Here is a 15,731-nt window from a genome sequence, read left to right on the forward strand (position 1 = left end):
GTTTTTTCGGCTATCAGTTCTTCGCCGTCTACCGCGCCTGTGGGGTGGAAGCCGAGGGACGTGTAGAGGGCTGCTGCCGGGGTGTTGTCGGGGTGGTACGAGAGGCGGACCGGGGGGTTGGCGTCGCGGGCCGCCAGCCACGGGGCCAGCGTCTGCACCGTCGCGCGGCCGACGCCCTGGCCCTGCTCGGCGGCATCGATCAGCATGCCGCCGATCCAGTGCGAGCCGTCGTCGTCCACGCCCCACATGACGTGGCCGACGACGGTCTCGTCGGCGTACACGGCCAGCGAGGTCCACACCTCGGATCGGCTGCTCAGCAGCAGATAGCGCGCGCCCAACGCGGCCACGAACCGGCGCTGGTCGTCGCGCGGGGCGACGTCGGCCACCGCCCGCCAGTTGTCCTCGTCCACCGGCCGCAGCGTGACTCGCCGCCCGGCCCGGTCCAGGTGTCCCGCGTCGATCATCCGGCGGATGCTACCCGGCTCGTGCCCGCCGATCCTGGACAGTTTCCGTTCGCCGGGCGGCGACGGAGGCGCAACGTGCAGCGGTGCAGCGGCGGTGGAGCGGCCCGGTCAGTCGAGCAGGGCGTCCAGGCCGACGGTGAGGCCGGGGCGGGTGCGCACCGCGCGGACGGCCAGCAGCACACCCGGCATGAACGACACCCGGTCGTACGAGTCGTGCCGGATGGTCAGCGTCTCGCCGGTGGCACCGAACAGCACCTCCTGGTGGGCGACCAGACCGGTGGCGCGCACGGCGTGCACGCGTACCCCGTCGATGTCGGCGCCGCGCGCGCCCGGCACCTCGTCCTTGGTGGCGTCCGGGACCGGGCCGAGGCCGGCCTCGGCGCGGGCCTGGGCGATCTGCCGGGCGGTGTGCGTGGCCGTGCCGCTCGGCGCGTCCAGCTTGTTCGGGTGGTGCTGCTCGATGATCTCGACGGACTCGAAGTGCCGGGCGGCCCGCGCGGCGAACTGCATCATCAGCACCGCGCCGATGCCGAAGTTCGGGGCGATCACCACGCCCACCTCGGGCCTGTCGGCCAGCCAGCCGCGCACCTGCTCCAGCCGCTGCTCGGTGAAGCCGGTCGTGCCGACCACCGCGCTGATGCCCTGCCCGATGCACCACCGGAGGTTGTCCATGACGACGTCCGGCGTGGTGAAGTCGACGACCACGTCGGCGGCGGAGGCGGCGTCGAGGGTGTCGCCCTGGTCGATCGCCGCCACCAGTTCGAGGTCGTCGGCGGCGTCGACCGCCTTGCAGACCTCCAGGCCCATCCGGCCACGGGCACCGAACACGCCGACCCGGGTCTTCTCCTGCTCGTCAGTCACGGCGCACAACCTATCCCAATCGGGACGTGCCCCGGTCGTCGGATCCGGTCGGCTCCACCGACCGGGACGCGCTTCCGGACCGTGCGACGACAGCCCTCAGACCGCGAAGTCTCCCTCGCCGAACGGGCCGACCACGGCCAGCGACATCGGCCGGCTGAGCAACTCGGCGGCGAGGACGTTCACGTCCTCCACGGTGACCTCGTCGACCCGGCGGAGCAGTTCGTCCACCGGCATCAGATCGCCGTAGAGCAGCTCACCCTTGGCGAGTCGGCTCATCCGGGAACCGGTGTCCTCCAGGCCGAGCACGAACGAGCCCTTGCTCATGCCCTTGCCCCGGGCCACCTCGGCCTCGGTCAGCCCGTCGGCGGCCACCCGGGCCAGCTCGGCGCGGGTCAACGCGAGGACCTCGTCCACCTTGCCCGGCGCGCAGCCGGCGTAGACGGCGAACAGGCCGCTGTCGGCGTACTGGCTGGCGTACGAGTAGACCGAGTACGCGAGGCCGCGCTGCTCGCGGATCTCCTGGAACAGGCGGCTGGACATGCCGCCGCCGAGCACGTTGTTGAGCACCCCGAGGGCGAAGCGCCGGTCGTCGAGGCGGTCGATGCCGGGGCAGCCGAGGAGGACGTGCGCCTGCTCGGTCTCCTTCGGCTCGACCAGGGTGGTCGCCGCCTTGGTGCGTACCGCCGGGGTGGCCGCGCGGTGCGGCGCCGGGCTGGCCGGGTCGCTGTCCAGGCCGGTGCCCCGCACGGCCTGGCGGACCAGCTTGACCACCGCGGCGTGATCCAGGTTGCCGGCGGCGGCGATGACGATCTGCGGCGCGGTGTAGCGGTCCCGGTAGAAGCTCTGGATCTGCCGGCGGGTCATCGGCGTGACGGTCTCCTCGGTGCCGGAGATCAGCCGACCCAGCGGGTGGTCGCCGTAGACGGCGCGGGCGAAGAGGTCGTGGACCTCGTCACCGGGCTCGTCGTCGTGCATGGCGATCTCCTCCAGGATCACGCCACGCTCGGTCTCCACGTCGGCCGGCTCCAGCAGCGAGTCGGCGACCAGGTCGCACATCACGTCGATCGCCAGCGGCAGGTCCTCGTCCAGCACCCGGGCGTAGTAGCAGGTGTATTCCTTCGTGGTGAAGGCGTTCGTCTCGCCGCCCACCGCCTCGATCTGCGAGGAGATCTCCAACGCGGTGCGCTTGTTGGTGCCCTTGAAGAGCAGGTGCTCCAGGAAGTGCGCGGCCCCGGCCTGCGGGCCGGTCTCGTCCCGGGAGCCGACGGCCACCCAGATGCCGAAGGACACGCTGCGCATCGCCGGGATCGCCTCGGTGAGCACGCGCAGACCGCTGGGCAGCACGGTACGACGTACCGTGCCGCCCAGCGGATCGTCGCTGAGCGTCCGGGTCACCGCGCGGGCGGTGCCGCCGGAGCGCACCGCCCCGGTGTCCCGAGACGGGGCCACCCCCCGTCGATCCGGTGGAAACGGCGCACTGAAGGCCCGACTCACGTGGTGCTCCCGGTTCGACGAGGGGTGGGTGATGCGAGGTACGACGGTCAGCTGTGCCGGGTCCGGCGGCGCGGACGCTCGCCGCCCTCGCCACCCTCGCCGCCGCCACCCTCGCCACGGTTGTCGCCGCGCTCCGGGCCACGCCCACCACGGTCGCCGCCACGGTCGCCGCGGTCCCGCGGACCGCGGTCGCCCCGGTCCCGACCGGCCGGCCGGTCGCCACCGGCGGCCTCGCCAGCGGCCGGCGCCTCGGCGCCCTCCGGACGAACCTTGTCCAGGTAGATCTTGCCGCGGGCATCGATGTCGGCGATCTCGACCTCGACCCGGTCACCGACGTTGAGGAAGTCCTCCACGCGCTCGACCCGCTTGCCGTCGCCCACCTTGGAGATGTGCAGCAGGCCGTCGCGGCCCGGCAGCAGCGAGATGAACGCACCGAACGCGGCGGTCTTGACCACCGTGCCGAGGAACCGCTCGCCCTGCTTGGGCAGGGTCGGGTTGGCGATGCCGTTGATCCGGTCGACGGCCGCCTGGGCCGACGGGCCGTTGGTGGCGCCGACGTAGATCGTGCCGTCGTCCTCGATGGAGATCTCGGCGCCGGTCTCGTCCTGGATCGCGTTGATGGTCTGGCCCTTCGGGCCGATCACCATGCCGATCTTGTCGACCGGGATCTTGACGGTGGTGACCCGCGGCGCGTAGTCGGACATCTCGGCCGGAGCCTCGATCGCCGCCCGCATGACCCCGAGGATGATCTGCCGGGCCTCGTTCGCCTGCTGCAGCGCGGCGGCCAGCACGTCCGACGGGATGCCGTTGAGCTTGGTGTCGAGCTGCAGCGCGGTGACGAAGTCCGGCGTACCGGCGACCTTGAAGTCCATGTCACCGAACGCGTCCTCGGCACCGAGGATGTCGGTCAGCGTCACGTACTGGGTCTTGCCGTCCACCTCGTCGGAGATGAGGCCCATCGCGATGCCGGCGACCGGAGCCTTCAGCGGGACACCCGCGGAGAGCAGGCCCAGCGTCGACGCGCAGACCGAACCCATCGAGGTGGAGCCGTTGGAGCCGAGCGCCTCCGACACCTGCCGGATGGCGTACGGGAACTCCTCGCGCGACGGCAGCACCGGGATCAGCGCACGCTCGGCGAGAGCGCCGTGGCCGATCTCGCGCCGCTTCGGCGAGCCGACCCGGCCGGTCTCACCGGTCGAGTACGGCGGGAAGTTGTAGTTGTGCATGTAGCGCTTGCGGTTCTCCGGGGACAGCGTGTCCACCATCTGCTCCATGCGGAGCATGTTCAGCGTGGTGACGCCCAGGATCTGGGTCTCGCCCCGCTCGAACAGCGCCGAACCGTGCACCCGGGGCAGCACGCCGACCTCGGCGGTCAGCGACCGGATGTCACGCGGGCCGCGGCCGTCCATGCGGACCTGCTCGCGCAGCACGCGGTTGCGCACCTCGGACTTGGTCAGCGACCGGAAGGCAGCGCTGAGCTCCTTCTCCCGGCCCTCGAACCGAGCGCCCAACTCCTCGGCGACCCGGGCCTTGACCCGGTCCAGGGCCTCCTCGCGGTCGGCCTTGCCGGCGATGGTGATCGCCTCGGCCACCTCGGTGCGGGCCACCTCGGAGACGGCCTCGTACACGTCGTCCTGGTAGTCCAGGAAGACCGGGAACTCGGCGACCGGCTTGGCGGCCACCTCGGCCAGTTCGGCCTGCGCCCGGCACAGCTCGCGGATGGCCGGCTTGGCGGCCTCCAGGCCGCTGGCGACGATCTCCTCGGTCGGGGCGGTGGCGCCGGCCGAGATGAGGGCGACGGCGTTCGGGGTGGCCTCGGCCTCGACCATCATGATCGCGACGTCGCCGTCGTCGAGCGTGCGGCCGGCCACGACCATGTCGAAGGTGGCCCGAGCCAGCTCCTCCAGGGTCGGGAAGGCGACCCACTGGCCGTCGATGTGCGCGACCCGGGTCGCGCCGATCGGGCCGGAGAACGGCAGGCCGGACAGCTTGGTCGACATCGACGCGGCGTTGATCGCCACGACGTCGTACGGGTGCTGCGGGTCGAGCGCGAGGATGGTCTCGACGACCTGGACCTCGTTACGCAGGCCCTTCACGAAGGACGGGCGCAGCGGCCGGTCGATCAGCCGGCAGGTGAGGATCGCGTCCTCGCTGGGCCGACCCTCGCGGCGGAAGAACGAGCCGGGGATGCGGCCCGCGGCGTACATCCGCTCCTCGACGTCGACGGTCAGCGGGAAGAAGTCGAACTGCTCCTTCGGCTGCTTGCCGGCGGTGGTGGCGGAGAGAACGACCGTCTCGCCCAACTGGGCGATGACGGAACCGGCGGCCTGGCGGGCCAGCCGACCGGTGGAGAAGGTGATCTCACGGGTGCCGAAGGACCCGTTGTCGATCACAGCGGTGCGGGATTCGGTGCCGAGTTTGGTCTCGGTCATGTGCTGTCGTGCTCCTTCGCGTCGTGGGCCCGCGACGTCGGGGAGCTGCTCAGCCGGCCGGTCTTCGATCGAAGCGCCCGGGTGGCCGGCATGATGCCGGGTTCCCGGGGGCCACTACCGGAGACCGGTACGCTGACCGGCTCCCTCTCGGGTGGTCGCGCGGCCCGTGTTCTTCAGGTGGGACGCGGTACGGGGGAGCGGCCGTTGCGCCACTCCCCCGTCACGTCACCGGCGCAGACCGAGCCGCTCGATGAGCGACCGGTAGCGGGCAATGTCCTTCTTCTGGACGTAGTTGAGCAGCCGCCGGCGCCGGCCGACCAGCAGCAGCAGCCCACGGCGGCTGTGGTGGTCGTGCTTGTGCACCTTCAGGTGCTCGGTCAGCTCGGCGATCCGCTTGGTGAGGACCGCGACCTGGACCTCCGGCGAACCGGTGTCGCCCTCGGCGGTCGCGTACTCCGCACGGATGCTGGCCTTGGCTTCCTGGTCGAGCGCCATGTTCTCCCTGTTTCGATGGGTTGATCAAGTAGGTGTCCGCCGTCCCGATGGACCGGGAACGGACCGGTACCTCGCACCCGCGGCGTCGAGCAGGCACGCGAGGCCCCACGCCGGTCACCCGACGTCTCGGCAAGACTACCAGCACTCGCCGGTAACACCCGGCGAAGGGCCTCGGCGGGGCCTGTCAGCCCCTGACGATCAGGCCAGCACGCGCCTGGTGCGTTCGACGTCCTGATTCATCTGAGTGATCAACGGCTCGATCGAGTCGTACCGGATCTGACCGCGCAGGTGCGCCACGAAGTCCAGGGCCAGCCGCTCGCCGTACAGGTCGCCGGTGAAGTCGAGCGCGTACGCCTCCACCCGCCGCTCCCGGCCGGAGAAGGTCGGGTTGGTGCCCACCGACACGGCCGCCATCAGCGGCTCGTGCTGGCCGCGGCGGATCAACCGGGCCGCGTACACCCCGTCGGCGGGCACCGCCGCGTACCGGTGGCAGAGCAGGTTGGCGGTGGGGAAGCCCAGCTCCCGGCCGCGCTGGTCACCGCGGACCACCACGCCCTCCAACCGGTGCGGCCGACCCAGCGCGGACGCCGCGGCGCCCACGTCGCCCGCGTCGACGCAGGAGCGGATGTACGTGGAGGAGAAGACGGTGCCGTCCTCGGCGACCAGCGGGCCGCCCTCGACGCCGAAGCCGAAGGTCTGGCCCAGCCGCTCCAGCAGCGCCACGTCACCGGCGGCCCGGTGCCCGAAGCGGAAGTTGCCGCCGACCACCACCAGCGCCGCGTGCAGGTGCTCGACCAGGACGTCGTGCACGAACTGCTCGGCCGGCAGCCGGGAGAACTCCGGGGTGAACGGCACCACGCACAGCACGTCCACACCGAGGGCCTCGATCAGCTCCGCCTTGCGGGCCTGCTCGGTGAGCACCGCCGGATGCGAGCCGGGGCGGACCACCTCGGCCGGGTGCGGGTCGAACGTGACCACCACCGACTGCACGCCCAGCTCCCGAGCGCGGGCCACGGCGTGGCCGATGGTCGACTGGTGCCCCTTGTGCACGCCGTCGAAGACGCCGATGGTGACGACCGAGCGTCCCCACCCTCCGGGCGCCGCGTCGTACCCCCGCCACCGCTGCATGCCACTCCTCCCCTGCTGTCCCGCCGGCCGGCGGGTCGACACCGCCGGCCGCGGGCCGGCGGACCTGCGCCCCGGCGTCAGGCCGGGGCGAGCACGATCTCGGCGCGGGCCCGCCCGTCCCGCTCGCTGACGATAGCGATCAGGCCGCCCGCCGGTCCGAAGACGGCGTACGGCCCGATGCGGCCGGTCGGGTCCAGTGGGCCGCCGTGGGCGAGCACCCGCGCCTCGTCGGGCGTGGCGTCGCGGCGCGGGAAGAACCGGTCGGCCGCCGCGTCCAACGGCAGGTTCACCACGGCCGGGGCGCGCTGCTCCAACTCGTCGAGGGTGGCCGCCTCGGCGAGGGTGAAACCGCCGACCGCGGTCCGGCGCAACGCGGTCAGGTGGCCGCCGACGCCGAGCGCCAGGCCCGCGTCCCGGGCGATGGCCCTGATGTACGTGCCGGAGGAGCAGGTCACGTCCACGTCGACGTCCACCACGTCCGGCTCGTCGCGGCGGATGGCCAGCACCTCCAGCCGGGAGATGGTGACCCGTCGCGCCGGCAGCTCGACGCTCTCCCCGTCGCGGACCCGCTTGTACGCCCGCTGCCCGTCGATCTTGATGGCGCTGACGGCGCTGGGCACCTGGTCGACCTCCCCGGCCAACGCGGCCAGCGCCGACCGGATCGCGTCGTCGGTCACGAGACCGGCCGGGGTGGTGGCGATCACGTCACCCTCGGCGTCGTCGGTGACGGTGGCCTGGCCGAGCCGGATCGTGCCGGTGTAGCTCTTGCCCGCGCCGATCACGTAGGTCAGCAGCCGGGTAGCCCGCCCCACGCCGATCACCAGCACCCCGGTGGCCATCGGGTCGAGGGTGCCGCCGTGCCCGACCCGGCGGGTCTTCGCCAGCCGGCGGATCCGCGCCACCACGTCGTGCGACGTCATGCCGCCGGGCTTGTCGACCACGATCAGACCATCGGTGCTCACGTCGCCCAAGCCTGCCAGATGCGAGCGCCGGTCAGCGGACGGCCCCGACCACCGCCCAGCGCCCGGTGCGCAGGCGCAGCAGCAGGGCGACCAGCCGGATCACCACGAACAGGGTGAGCCCGGCCCAGATGCCGCCCAGCCCGAGATCGAGCACGTACGCCAGCCAGATGGCCGGCAGGAAGCCGCCGAGGGCCGCCACGATGGTGAGGTTGCGCAGGTAGCGCACGTCGCCGGCGCCGATCAGCACGCCGTCGAGGGCGAACACCACCCCGGCCAGGGGTTGCATGGCGACGAACCACGGCCAGGCCACCATGGCCTGTTCGCGTACCTGCTCATCGGAGCTGAACCACGACGGCACGCCGCCGGCGCCGGCGGCGATGAGCAGCGCGAAGCCGATACCGCAGACGCCGCCGAGCAGGCCGATCCGCCGGGCCAGCGCCCGGGCGTCCGCCGCGTCGCCGGCCCCGAGCGCGGCGCCGACCAGGGACTGCGCGGCGATGGCGAGGGCGTCGAGCACCAGTGCGGTGAAGAACCAGAGTTGCAGGGCGATCTGGTGGGCGCCGACGGCGGCGGCGCCGAAGCGGGCGGCGACGGCGGTCGCGGAGAGGAAGCTGGCCTGGAACGCCAGGCCCCGGATCAGCAGGTCCCGGCTGAGCACCAGTTGCTGGCGGATCACCCGGGGTTGGGGCCGCAGCGACACCCGTTCGGCGACCAGCGCGGCGGCGAAGAGCCCACCGGCGATCGTCTGGGCGACCACGTTGGCGACCGCGGAACCGACCAGGCCGAGCCCGGCGGGGTAGACCAGCAGGGGGCAGAGCAGCGCGGACAGCAGATTGGGCCCGAGCACGAAGAACAACGGGCGGCGGGTGTCCTGCACGCCGCGCAGCCAGCCGTTGCCGGCGGCGGCGAGCAGCAGGCCCGGGGCGCCGAGGGCCGCGATCCGCAGCCACTGCGCGGCGGCGTCGGCCACGTCGCCACCACCGCCGGCGAGGGTACGTGCCAACGTGCCGCCGCCGAACTGCATGCCGATCGCGATCAGCAGTCCGACACCGAACGCCAACCAGGACGACTGGACGCCCTCGGCGACGGCGGCCGCCCGGTCGCCGGCGCCGAAGCGACGGGCCGAACGGCCGGTGGTGCCGTACGCGACGACGGTGCCGACCCAGGCGGTGAGCGTCATCACCGTGCCGGCGACGGCGAGCGCGGCGAGCGGCACCCGGCCGAGGTGACCGACCACGGCCGTGTCGACGAGGACGTACAGCGGCTCGGCGGCGAGCACCACGAGGGCCGGCAGGGCGAGACCGGCGATCCGGCGCGGCGAAGCCGATCGGGTGGCGGTGGTGGCGTGGCTCATCGCCGCCGATCCTGGCACGACCACCGTAAGGATCGCAATCCCGCCGACTACTTACCCGGCGGCGGGCTCGACCAGCCTCGCCGTCGACCGACACCGCTGGCTGAGCGCTGTGGAGTTGATGTCGTGCACGAATCAGTCACCTGGAGCCGGGTCGACCCGGCTCCAACGGCCGACCGCCGCGATGTCGCAGACCATTGCGCCCGACAGGCGTGCCAGGGCGCGTCCGGCAAACTTCCGGCCGCGCCCATCCGAGGGCCGAGGCCGTCAGGGCCGCCGCACGGGAACCTGCTCCGCAGACGACCGGCGTCGGAGTCACCGTCGGACCGGGGCAGGAACTACTGGCGGGTGTCCATCGACGTCTGCAGCGCGCGGCGGGCCTGCTCGCGGGCGTCGTCGGTGGTCTCGGGCTTGGGCTTGTTCGGCATGGTGGCGCTCCTTCCAGGGTGTGAGCCACCGGCACGCGGCGGCCCTCACGGGCGGTCGTGCTGAGCGCCCCACGGCGGTCCGGGGTTACCGGAGCAGCCGACTGGGCAGCGTGAGCCCGGGTCGGTCCGACCCTGGAGGGAGGCGGCGCGAGGTGTGGCACCACAGCCCACGACCTGCGCCGCAACGCGGCGCCGGCCATCTCCCAAGTTATCGTTCAGGTCCACATGCTGCTCACGGTTCCCGCCATTTGGACAGCCCGCATCCCGACTCAGCGGGCCAGGAAGTGCCAGCCCAGCCACCACCAGAACCCGAACAGACCGATCCGGCCCACCGGCACCGGGCCGACCTCGTAGCGCATCACGTACGCGCAGACCTCGCCCAGGGTGGGGATGCGCGAACCCTCCCGCCGGGCCAGCCACTCGACCACCGCGAACAGGACCAGCGCGGTGAGGAAACCGCCGATCGCGAGCGCCCGCATCATCGCCGCACCAACCCCCAGAACGCGGCCAGCCAGGCGAACCAGGCCGCCGACCGGGTCAGATGGTCCTCCAGAAGAGGATCGGCCAGGCGGGAGAAGGTGGGGAAGTCATCGCCGACCGCCAGCACGAAGGTGGCACCCTCGAAGACCCCGAAGACCACGACCGGCAGCGCCCACCAGGCCGCGCCGGCGCCCAGCCGACGCGGCGCCGGCCGCCGGGGCACCCGGTTGCTCAGACCGAGCCAGATCAGCACGCCTCCGGTGCCGAGGGTGTACAGATTCGCCTCGGTGGAGAACGACGCGAACCGGCCGCCGACGAGCGACAGGCAGACGAGGACGGGGACGGAGACGGCGGGCCGATCCCAGGCGCGGGGGGCCTCCACGGTGAGGTCGTGCGGCTGCTCCATCCCGCAATTCTTCCCGCTATCACGGAGCGCGGGAAGACCGACACTCCCCGGAGCTGTCCCTGATCTTCCCCACCATCCGATCGGCCGGCGTCGACGCCAGGTCAGTCCTCGGAGCGGATCAGCGCGGCGTCCAGCTGGTCGCGGATCGACCCGATCACCTGCTCGGCGGTCCCCCGGCCGGTGAACCCGGCCGCGAACCGGTGGCCGCCACCGCCCAGCACGACCGCGACCCGGCTGACGTCCACCGCACCCTTGCTGCGCATCGACACCGCCCACTCGTCGGGCCTGACCTGCTTCAACACGCAGCTCACGTCCGCCTCGGCGGTGCACCGCACCGAGTCGATCAGCGCCTCCAGCACGTACGGCCGCTGGTCGTGTCGGGCCAGGTCGTCGAGTGTCGCGAAGGTCCACACCAGCCCCCGGCCGCCGGCCGCGGCCGGCTCCAGCCGAGCCCGACCGAGCACCTCACCGAAAAGACGAACCGCGCCGAAGGGCCGGGTGTCGAAGACCCGCCGGGAGATGTCACCGGGCGAGATCCCGGTGGCCAGCAGCCGGGCGGCCAGGTGGTGCACGGCCGGGGTGGTCGCCTCGAACCGGAACGAACCGGTGTCCGTGGTCAGCGCCACGTACAGGCACTCGGCGATGGCCCGGTCCAGCGGTACGCCGAGCCGGGCCAACAGCTGCTCGGCCACCACCGACGTCGCCGCGGCGGCCGGGTCGACCAGGTTGACGGTGCCGAAGCCGTCGTTGGAGGCGTGGTGGTCCAGCACCAGCGCCGCGCCCGCGCTGGTCAACCGCCCGGCCAGCTCACCGAGGCGCGACTCGCTCGCCGCGTCGAAGCAGATCACCAGGTCCGGGGCCGGGTCGGCGTCGCTCGACGGGACCAGCAGCTCCAGTCCGGGCAGCCCCCGGAACGGCTCGGGCACCTCCGGCGGCCCGGGGAAGGTCGCCTGCAACGCGCCCACGCCGAGCCGCAGCAGCCCCAGACCGAAGCCGAGCATGCTGCCCAGCGCGTCACCGTCCGGGTTGACGTGGCAGATCAACAGCACCCGACCGGTCGGCGGAAGAGCCCGGATCAGCGCCTCGGCCGCGGCCCAGTCCGCCTCGGCGGGGCCGGCGCCGACCGTCGGGGCGAGCTGCGCGCCGGCGGTGCCGGTCACCGCGCTTCCCCACCCCGGGGAGTTTCCTTGACGTCGGTGGCCTCGTCGGCCTCGTCCGTCTCGTCGTCCTCGTCCTCGACCCGGTACGGCTGCGCCTCACCCGCGTACTCCGCCCGGGCGGCGAGCCGCTGCACCTCGGCGTCGGCGTTGCGGGCCGCGGCCAGCAGGTCGTCGATGTGCTTGACCTGATCCTGCACGTCGTCCAGGACGAAGGTGAGGGTCGGCGAGTGCCGCAGCCCGAGGGCCTTGCCGACGGTGCTGCGCAGCAGCCCCTTGGCGCTCTCCAGGGCCGCCGCGGTGTCCGCCTGGGCCACCGCGTCACCGAGCACCGTGTAGAAGACCGTCGCGTCCCGCAGATCGGCGGTGATCCGGGCGTCGGTGATAGTGATCATGCCGAGCCGCGGGTCCTTGATCTGGCTCCGCACCACCGACGCGACCAGCTCACGCACCCGTTCCGCGTGCCGGCGTACCTTGGCCGGATCAGACATCTCGCCACCTCCACGGCGTCCTGCTCCCGGCCGCCCGGCGGCCGGATAGGCCGCCGGCCGACCGGCCAACAACTCGAACATTACCTTCGCGGCCGGACCGGTCGCCCGGCACAGCCGGCAGCCCGGTCAGTCGTCGTCCACGCCGTACAGCCGGCGCCGCACGGACAGCAACTCGACCTCGGGGCGAGCCGCCACCAGCCGCTCGCACGAGTCGAGCACCTCGCGGACGTGCGCCGCCTCGGCGGCCACCACGGCCACCGCTATCTGCGCTCGACCGTGCAGGTCGAGCGCACCCACCTCGGCGGCCGACACCTCGAAGCGGCGCAGTGCCGCCACGATCGGCCGTACATATGATCTCTTGGCTTTGAGCGACCGGGAGTCGCCCGGCAGCAGCAGGTCGAAGACCGCGGTTCCGGTGAACATCGCCCCGGACGATACCGCCACCCCGCCCCGCATGATCAAGGGGTTTACGCCGGTCGGCGTAAACCCCTTGATCAGCGTGTCACCGCCGGATCAGGCGCGAACCTTCTCCCGCATCTCGAACGTCTCGATGACGTCGCCGACCTGGACGTTGTTGTAACCACCCAGGGTCAGACCACACTCGAAGCCCTCGCGGACCTCCGTGGCGTCGTCCTTGAAACGCTTGAGCGAGGTGATCGTGAGGTTGTCCGCCACGACCGTCCCGTCCCGAAGCAGGCGAGCCTTCGCGTTGCGCCGGATGATGCCCGACCGGACGATACAACCGGAGATGTTGCCGATCTTGGACGAGCGGAAGACGTCGCGGATCTCCGCGCTGCCCAGCTCGACCTCCTCGTACTCCGGCTTGAGTAGGCCCTTGAGCGCCGCCTCGATCTCCTCGATGGCCTGGTAGATGACGGTGTAGTACCGGATCTCCACGCCCTCGCGGTCGGCCATCTCACGGACCTTGTTCGAGGCCCGCACGTTGAAGCCGATGATCGTGACCGGCTCGGACGAGGCGCTCGCGAGCATGACGTTGCTCTCGGTGATCGCGCCGACGCCCCGGTCGAGGACCTTGAGCTGGACCTCCTCGGGAATGTCGAGGTTGAACAGCGCGTCCTCCAGGGCCTCCACCGAACCGGAGACATCGCCCTTGAGGATGAGGTTGAGCGACGTCTTCTCGCCCTCCTTGAGCTGCTCCATGAGCGTCTCGAGGGTGGCCCGACCACGGGAGTTGGCGAATGCCGCCGCCCGCCGCCGTGCCTGGCGCTGCTCGGCGATCTGCCGCACCGTGCGGTCGTCCGCCGCGGCGAGGAACGTGTCACCCGCGCCGGGCGGCGCGGTCAGACCCAGGACCATGACCGGACGCGCCGGCCCGGCCTCGGCGACCTGGTTGCCGTTCTCGTCGAGCATCGCCCGGACCCGGCCGTGCGCCCCACCGGCGACGATCGAGTCGCCCGCCCGCAGGGTGCCCTTCTGCACCAGCACCGTCGCCACCGCACCGCGACCCTTGTCCAGGTGCGCCTCGATGGCCACACCCTGCGCCGGCCCGTCGATCGGAGCGGTCAGCTCCAGCGACGCGTCGGCGGTCAGCAGGACAGCCTCGAGAAGTTCCTCGATGCCGATGCCCGGCTTCGCGGCCACGTTGACGAACATGGTGTCGCCGCCGTACTCCTCGGCGACCAGGCCGTACTCGGTCAGCTGCTGGCGGACCTTGTCCGGGTTGGCCTCCGGCTTGTCGACCTTGTTGACCGCCACCACGATCGGCACGTCGGCCGCCTTGGCGTGGTTCAACGCCTCGATGGTCTGCGGCATCACGCCGTCGTCGGCCGCGACCACCAGGATCACGACGTCCGTCACCTGGGCACCACGAGCACGCATGGCGGTGAACGCCTCGTGACCCGGGGTGTCGATGAAGGTCACCGCGCGGTCCACACCCTCGTGCGGAACGTGCACCTGGTATGCACCGATGTGCTGGGTGATGCCACCCGCCTCACCGGCCACGACGTTCGCCTTACGGATCGCGTCGAGCAGCTTGGTCTTACCGTGGTCGACGTGACCCATGACGGTCACGACCGGCGCACGACTGACCAGACGCTCCTCGGCGACCTCCGCGTCGAGGTCGATGTTGAACTGCGCGAGCAGCTCGCGGTCCTCGTCCTCCGGGCTGACGATCTGCACCTCGAAGCCGAGGTGCACACCCAGCAACTGCAGGGTCTCGTCAGAGCAGGACTGGGTCGCGGTGACCATCTCGCCCAGGTTGAACATCTCCTGGACCAGCGAACCCGGGTTGGCGTTGATCTTGTCGGCGAAGTCCGACAGAGACGCGCCACGGGACAGCCGGACGACCTGACCCTGACCCCGGGGAGCACCCGAGCTCATGGTCGGAGCCGACAGGTTGTCGAACTCCTGTCTGCGCTGCTTCTTGGACTTGCGACCACGCGTCGGCCGGCCACCCGGACGCCCGAAGGCACCCGCGGCGCCGCCGCCACGGCCACGACCACCGGCACCCGGACGACCGCCGCCGCCAGCCGGGGCACCCGGACGGAAACCGCCGCCGGGAGCACCGCCACCGCCGCCGGGACCGCCACGGTAGCCACCGCCACCGCCGGCACCCGCGCCGCCGCCGGGGCCGCCGCGGTAACCGCCGCCACCACCGGCGCCGCCGCCGGGACCACCACGGAAGCCACCGCCGCCGCCACCGGGACGACCTGCGCCGCCACCGGGACGACCGGCGCCACCGGGACCGGGGCGACCGGCAGCCGGACGCTGGCTCGGCATGGACGCCGGGCTGGGCCGCGGCGGCATGGAGTTCGAGTTCGGGCTTGGCGGCCGCGGTGGAATGCCCGCCGGGCTGTTGGGCCGAGGGCCACCCGCACCGGCCGCCGGGGGCCGCTGCTGCTGGCCACCCTGGATGCCGAACGGGTTGTTACCGGCACCGCGCGCCGGCGGGCGACCGCCCGGCCGGGCACCCGGACCCGGGGCCGGCGTGCTCGGACGAGCGGCCGGGGAACCGGGACGGGGGGGAATCGCGGCGGGACCCGGCCGAGGGCCGGGACGGTTGCCGTCGGCCGGCGGCTCCCGGCGGACGGGGTTGTCCCGCTGCTGCTGGCGGGCGGCCTGCGCGGCCTTGACCGCGGCCTCCTGTTCAGCCTTCAGCGCGGCGGCACGCGCCTCCGCGGCCGCCACCTCGATGTCGTGGGCACTCGCCGGCTTGGCGACCGGAGCCGCGGGCTGCGGCGCACCGGGCACCGGACCCTTCGGCTTCGGACCGGGTGCCGGCGCAGCCGGCCGCCGAGGCGGCATCGGCTTGGCCGAGATCCGGGGCGCGCCCGGGGCCGGAGAGGGCGTCGGGGTCGGGGTTGAAGCCGGCGCCGACGCGGGCGCCGACGGGGCGGCCGGCGCCGAAGCACCGGCGGACGCGACGAATGCGTTACGCAGCCGTCGGGCGACGGGCGCCTCGACGGTGCTGGACGCGGACTTCACGAACTCGCCCATTTCCTTCAACTTGGCGAGAACGGTCTTACTCTCGACCCCGAGCTCTTTTGCAAGCTCGTGTACGCGGGCCTTGCCTGCCACTGCACTCCTCACTCCGAGGTCGTGCGGGCAGCACCCGCAGCGACC

14 protein-coding genes are annotated in these 15,731 nt (G+C 72.5%); all 14 read right to left on the reverse strand.

The window, feature by feature from the left end; genetic code table 11:
• On the reverse strand, positions 1-464 hold a 464-nt coding region (locus F8271_RS03595), incomplete at its 3' end, for a GNAT family N-acetyltransferase (RefSeq protein ID WP_151488140.1).
• A 108-nt stretch (positions 465-572) separates the two neighbouring features.
• Positions 573-1,325, reverse strand: a complete 753-nt coding sequence (gene dapB / locus F8271_RS03600) for a 4-hydroxy-tetrahydrodipicolinate reductase (RefSeq protein ID WP_151488141.1) — start codon at positions 1,323-1,325, stop codon at positions 573-575.
• 96 nt (positions 1,326-1,421) lie between these two features.
• Complete coding sequence (locus F8271_RS03605; protein ID WP_151488142.1) at positions 1,422-2,819, reverse strand: pitrilysin family protein; 1,398 nt, start codon at positions 2,817-2,819, stop codon at positions 1,422-1,424.
• A 47-nt stretch (positions 2,820-2,866) separates the two neighbouring features.
• Positions 2,867-5,251: a polyribonucleotide nucleotidyltransferase gene (locus tag F8271_RS03610; protein ID WP_151488143.1), complete on the reverse strand. Its 2,385-nt coding sequence runs from the start codon at positions 5,249-5,251 to the stop codon at positions 2,867-2,869.
• A gap of 225 nt (positions 5,252-5,476) precedes the next feature.
• The gene (gene rpsO, locus F8271_RS03615) at positions 5,477-5,746 is read right to left on the reverse strand and encodes a 30S ribosomal protein S15 (RefSeq protein ID WP_030337594.1); all 270 of its coding nucleotides are present in this window, start codon (positions 5,744-5,746) and stop codon (positions 5,477-5,479) included.
• A 198-nt stretch (positions 5,747-5,944) separates the two neighbouring features.
• Positions 5,945-6,874: a bifunctional riboflavin kinase/FAD synthetase gene (locus F8271_RS03620; protein WP_151488144.1), complete on the reverse strand. Its 930-nt coding sequence runs from the start codon at positions 6,872-6,874 to the stop codon at positions 5,945-5,947.
• 77 nt (positions 6,875-6,951) lie between these two features.
• Positions 6,952-7,836 (reverse strand): tRNA pseudouridine(55) synthase TruB, encoded by an 885-nt coding sequence (gene truB / locus F8271_RS03625; protein ID WP_151488145.1) that lies wholly within the window; start codon positions 7,834-7,836, stop codon positions 6,952-6,954.
• Between the two features lie 31 nt (positions 7,837-7,867).
• Positions 7,868-9,190: an MATE family efflux transporter gene (locus tag F8271_RS03630; protein ID WP_151488146.1), complete on the reverse strand. Its 1,323-nt coding sequence runs from the start codon at positions 9,188-9,190 to the stop codon at positions 7,868-7,870.
• A 694-nt stretch (positions 9,191-9,884) separates the two neighbouring features.
• The gene (locus F8271_RS03635) at positions 9,885-10,094 is read right to left on the reverse strand and encodes a DUF6186 family protein (protein WP_192580123.1); all 210 of its coding nucleotides are present in this window, start codon (positions 10,092-10,094) and stop codon (positions 9,885-9,887) included.
• Complete coding sequence (locus F8271_RS03640; protein ID WP_151488148.1) at positions 10,094-10,501, reverse strand: hypothetical protein; 408 nt, start codon at positions 10,499-10,501, stop codon at positions 10,094-10,096. The genes F8271_RS03635 and F8271_RS03640 overlap by 1 nt, the downstream gene beginning before the upstream one ends.
• 101 nt (positions 10,502-10,602) lie before the next feature.
• Positions 10,603-11,661: a bifunctional oligoribonuclease/PAP phosphatase NrnA gene (locus F8271_RS03645; RefSeq protein WP_151488149.1), complete on the reverse strand. Its 1,059-nt coding sequence runs from the start codon at positions 11,659-11,661 to the stop codon at positions 10,603-10,605.
• Positions 11,658-12,149 (reverse strand): 30S ribosome-binding factor RbfA, encoded by a 492-nt coding sequence (gene rbfA / locus F8271_RS03650; RefSeq protein ID WP_151488150.1) that lies wholly within the window; start codon positions 12,147-12,149, stop codon positions 11,658-11,660. Before rbfA ends, F8271_RS03645 begins: the two co-directional genes overlap by 4 nt.
• 126 nt (positions 12,150-12,275) lie before the next feature.
• A complete protein-coding gene (locus tag F8271_RS03655; protein ID WP_151488151.1) occupies positions 12,276-12,572 on the reverse strand; it encodes a DUF503 domain-containing protein in 297 nt (98 codons plus the stop codon).
• A 90-nt stretch (positions 12,573-12,662) separates the two neighbouring features.
• Entirely contained in the window at positions 12,663-15,686 is a 3,024-nt protein-coding gene (gene infB, locus F8271_RS03660; protein ID WP_151488152.1) for a translation initiation factor IF-2, read from the reverse strand.
• Between the last annotated feature and the right edge of the window lie 45 nt (positions 15,687-15,731).

Origin of the sequence: Micromonospora sp. ALFpr18c, assembly GCF_008868155.1 — a bacterium.
Lineage (GTDB): Bacteria > Actinomycetota > Actinomycetes > Mycobacteriales > Micromonosporaceae > Micromonospora.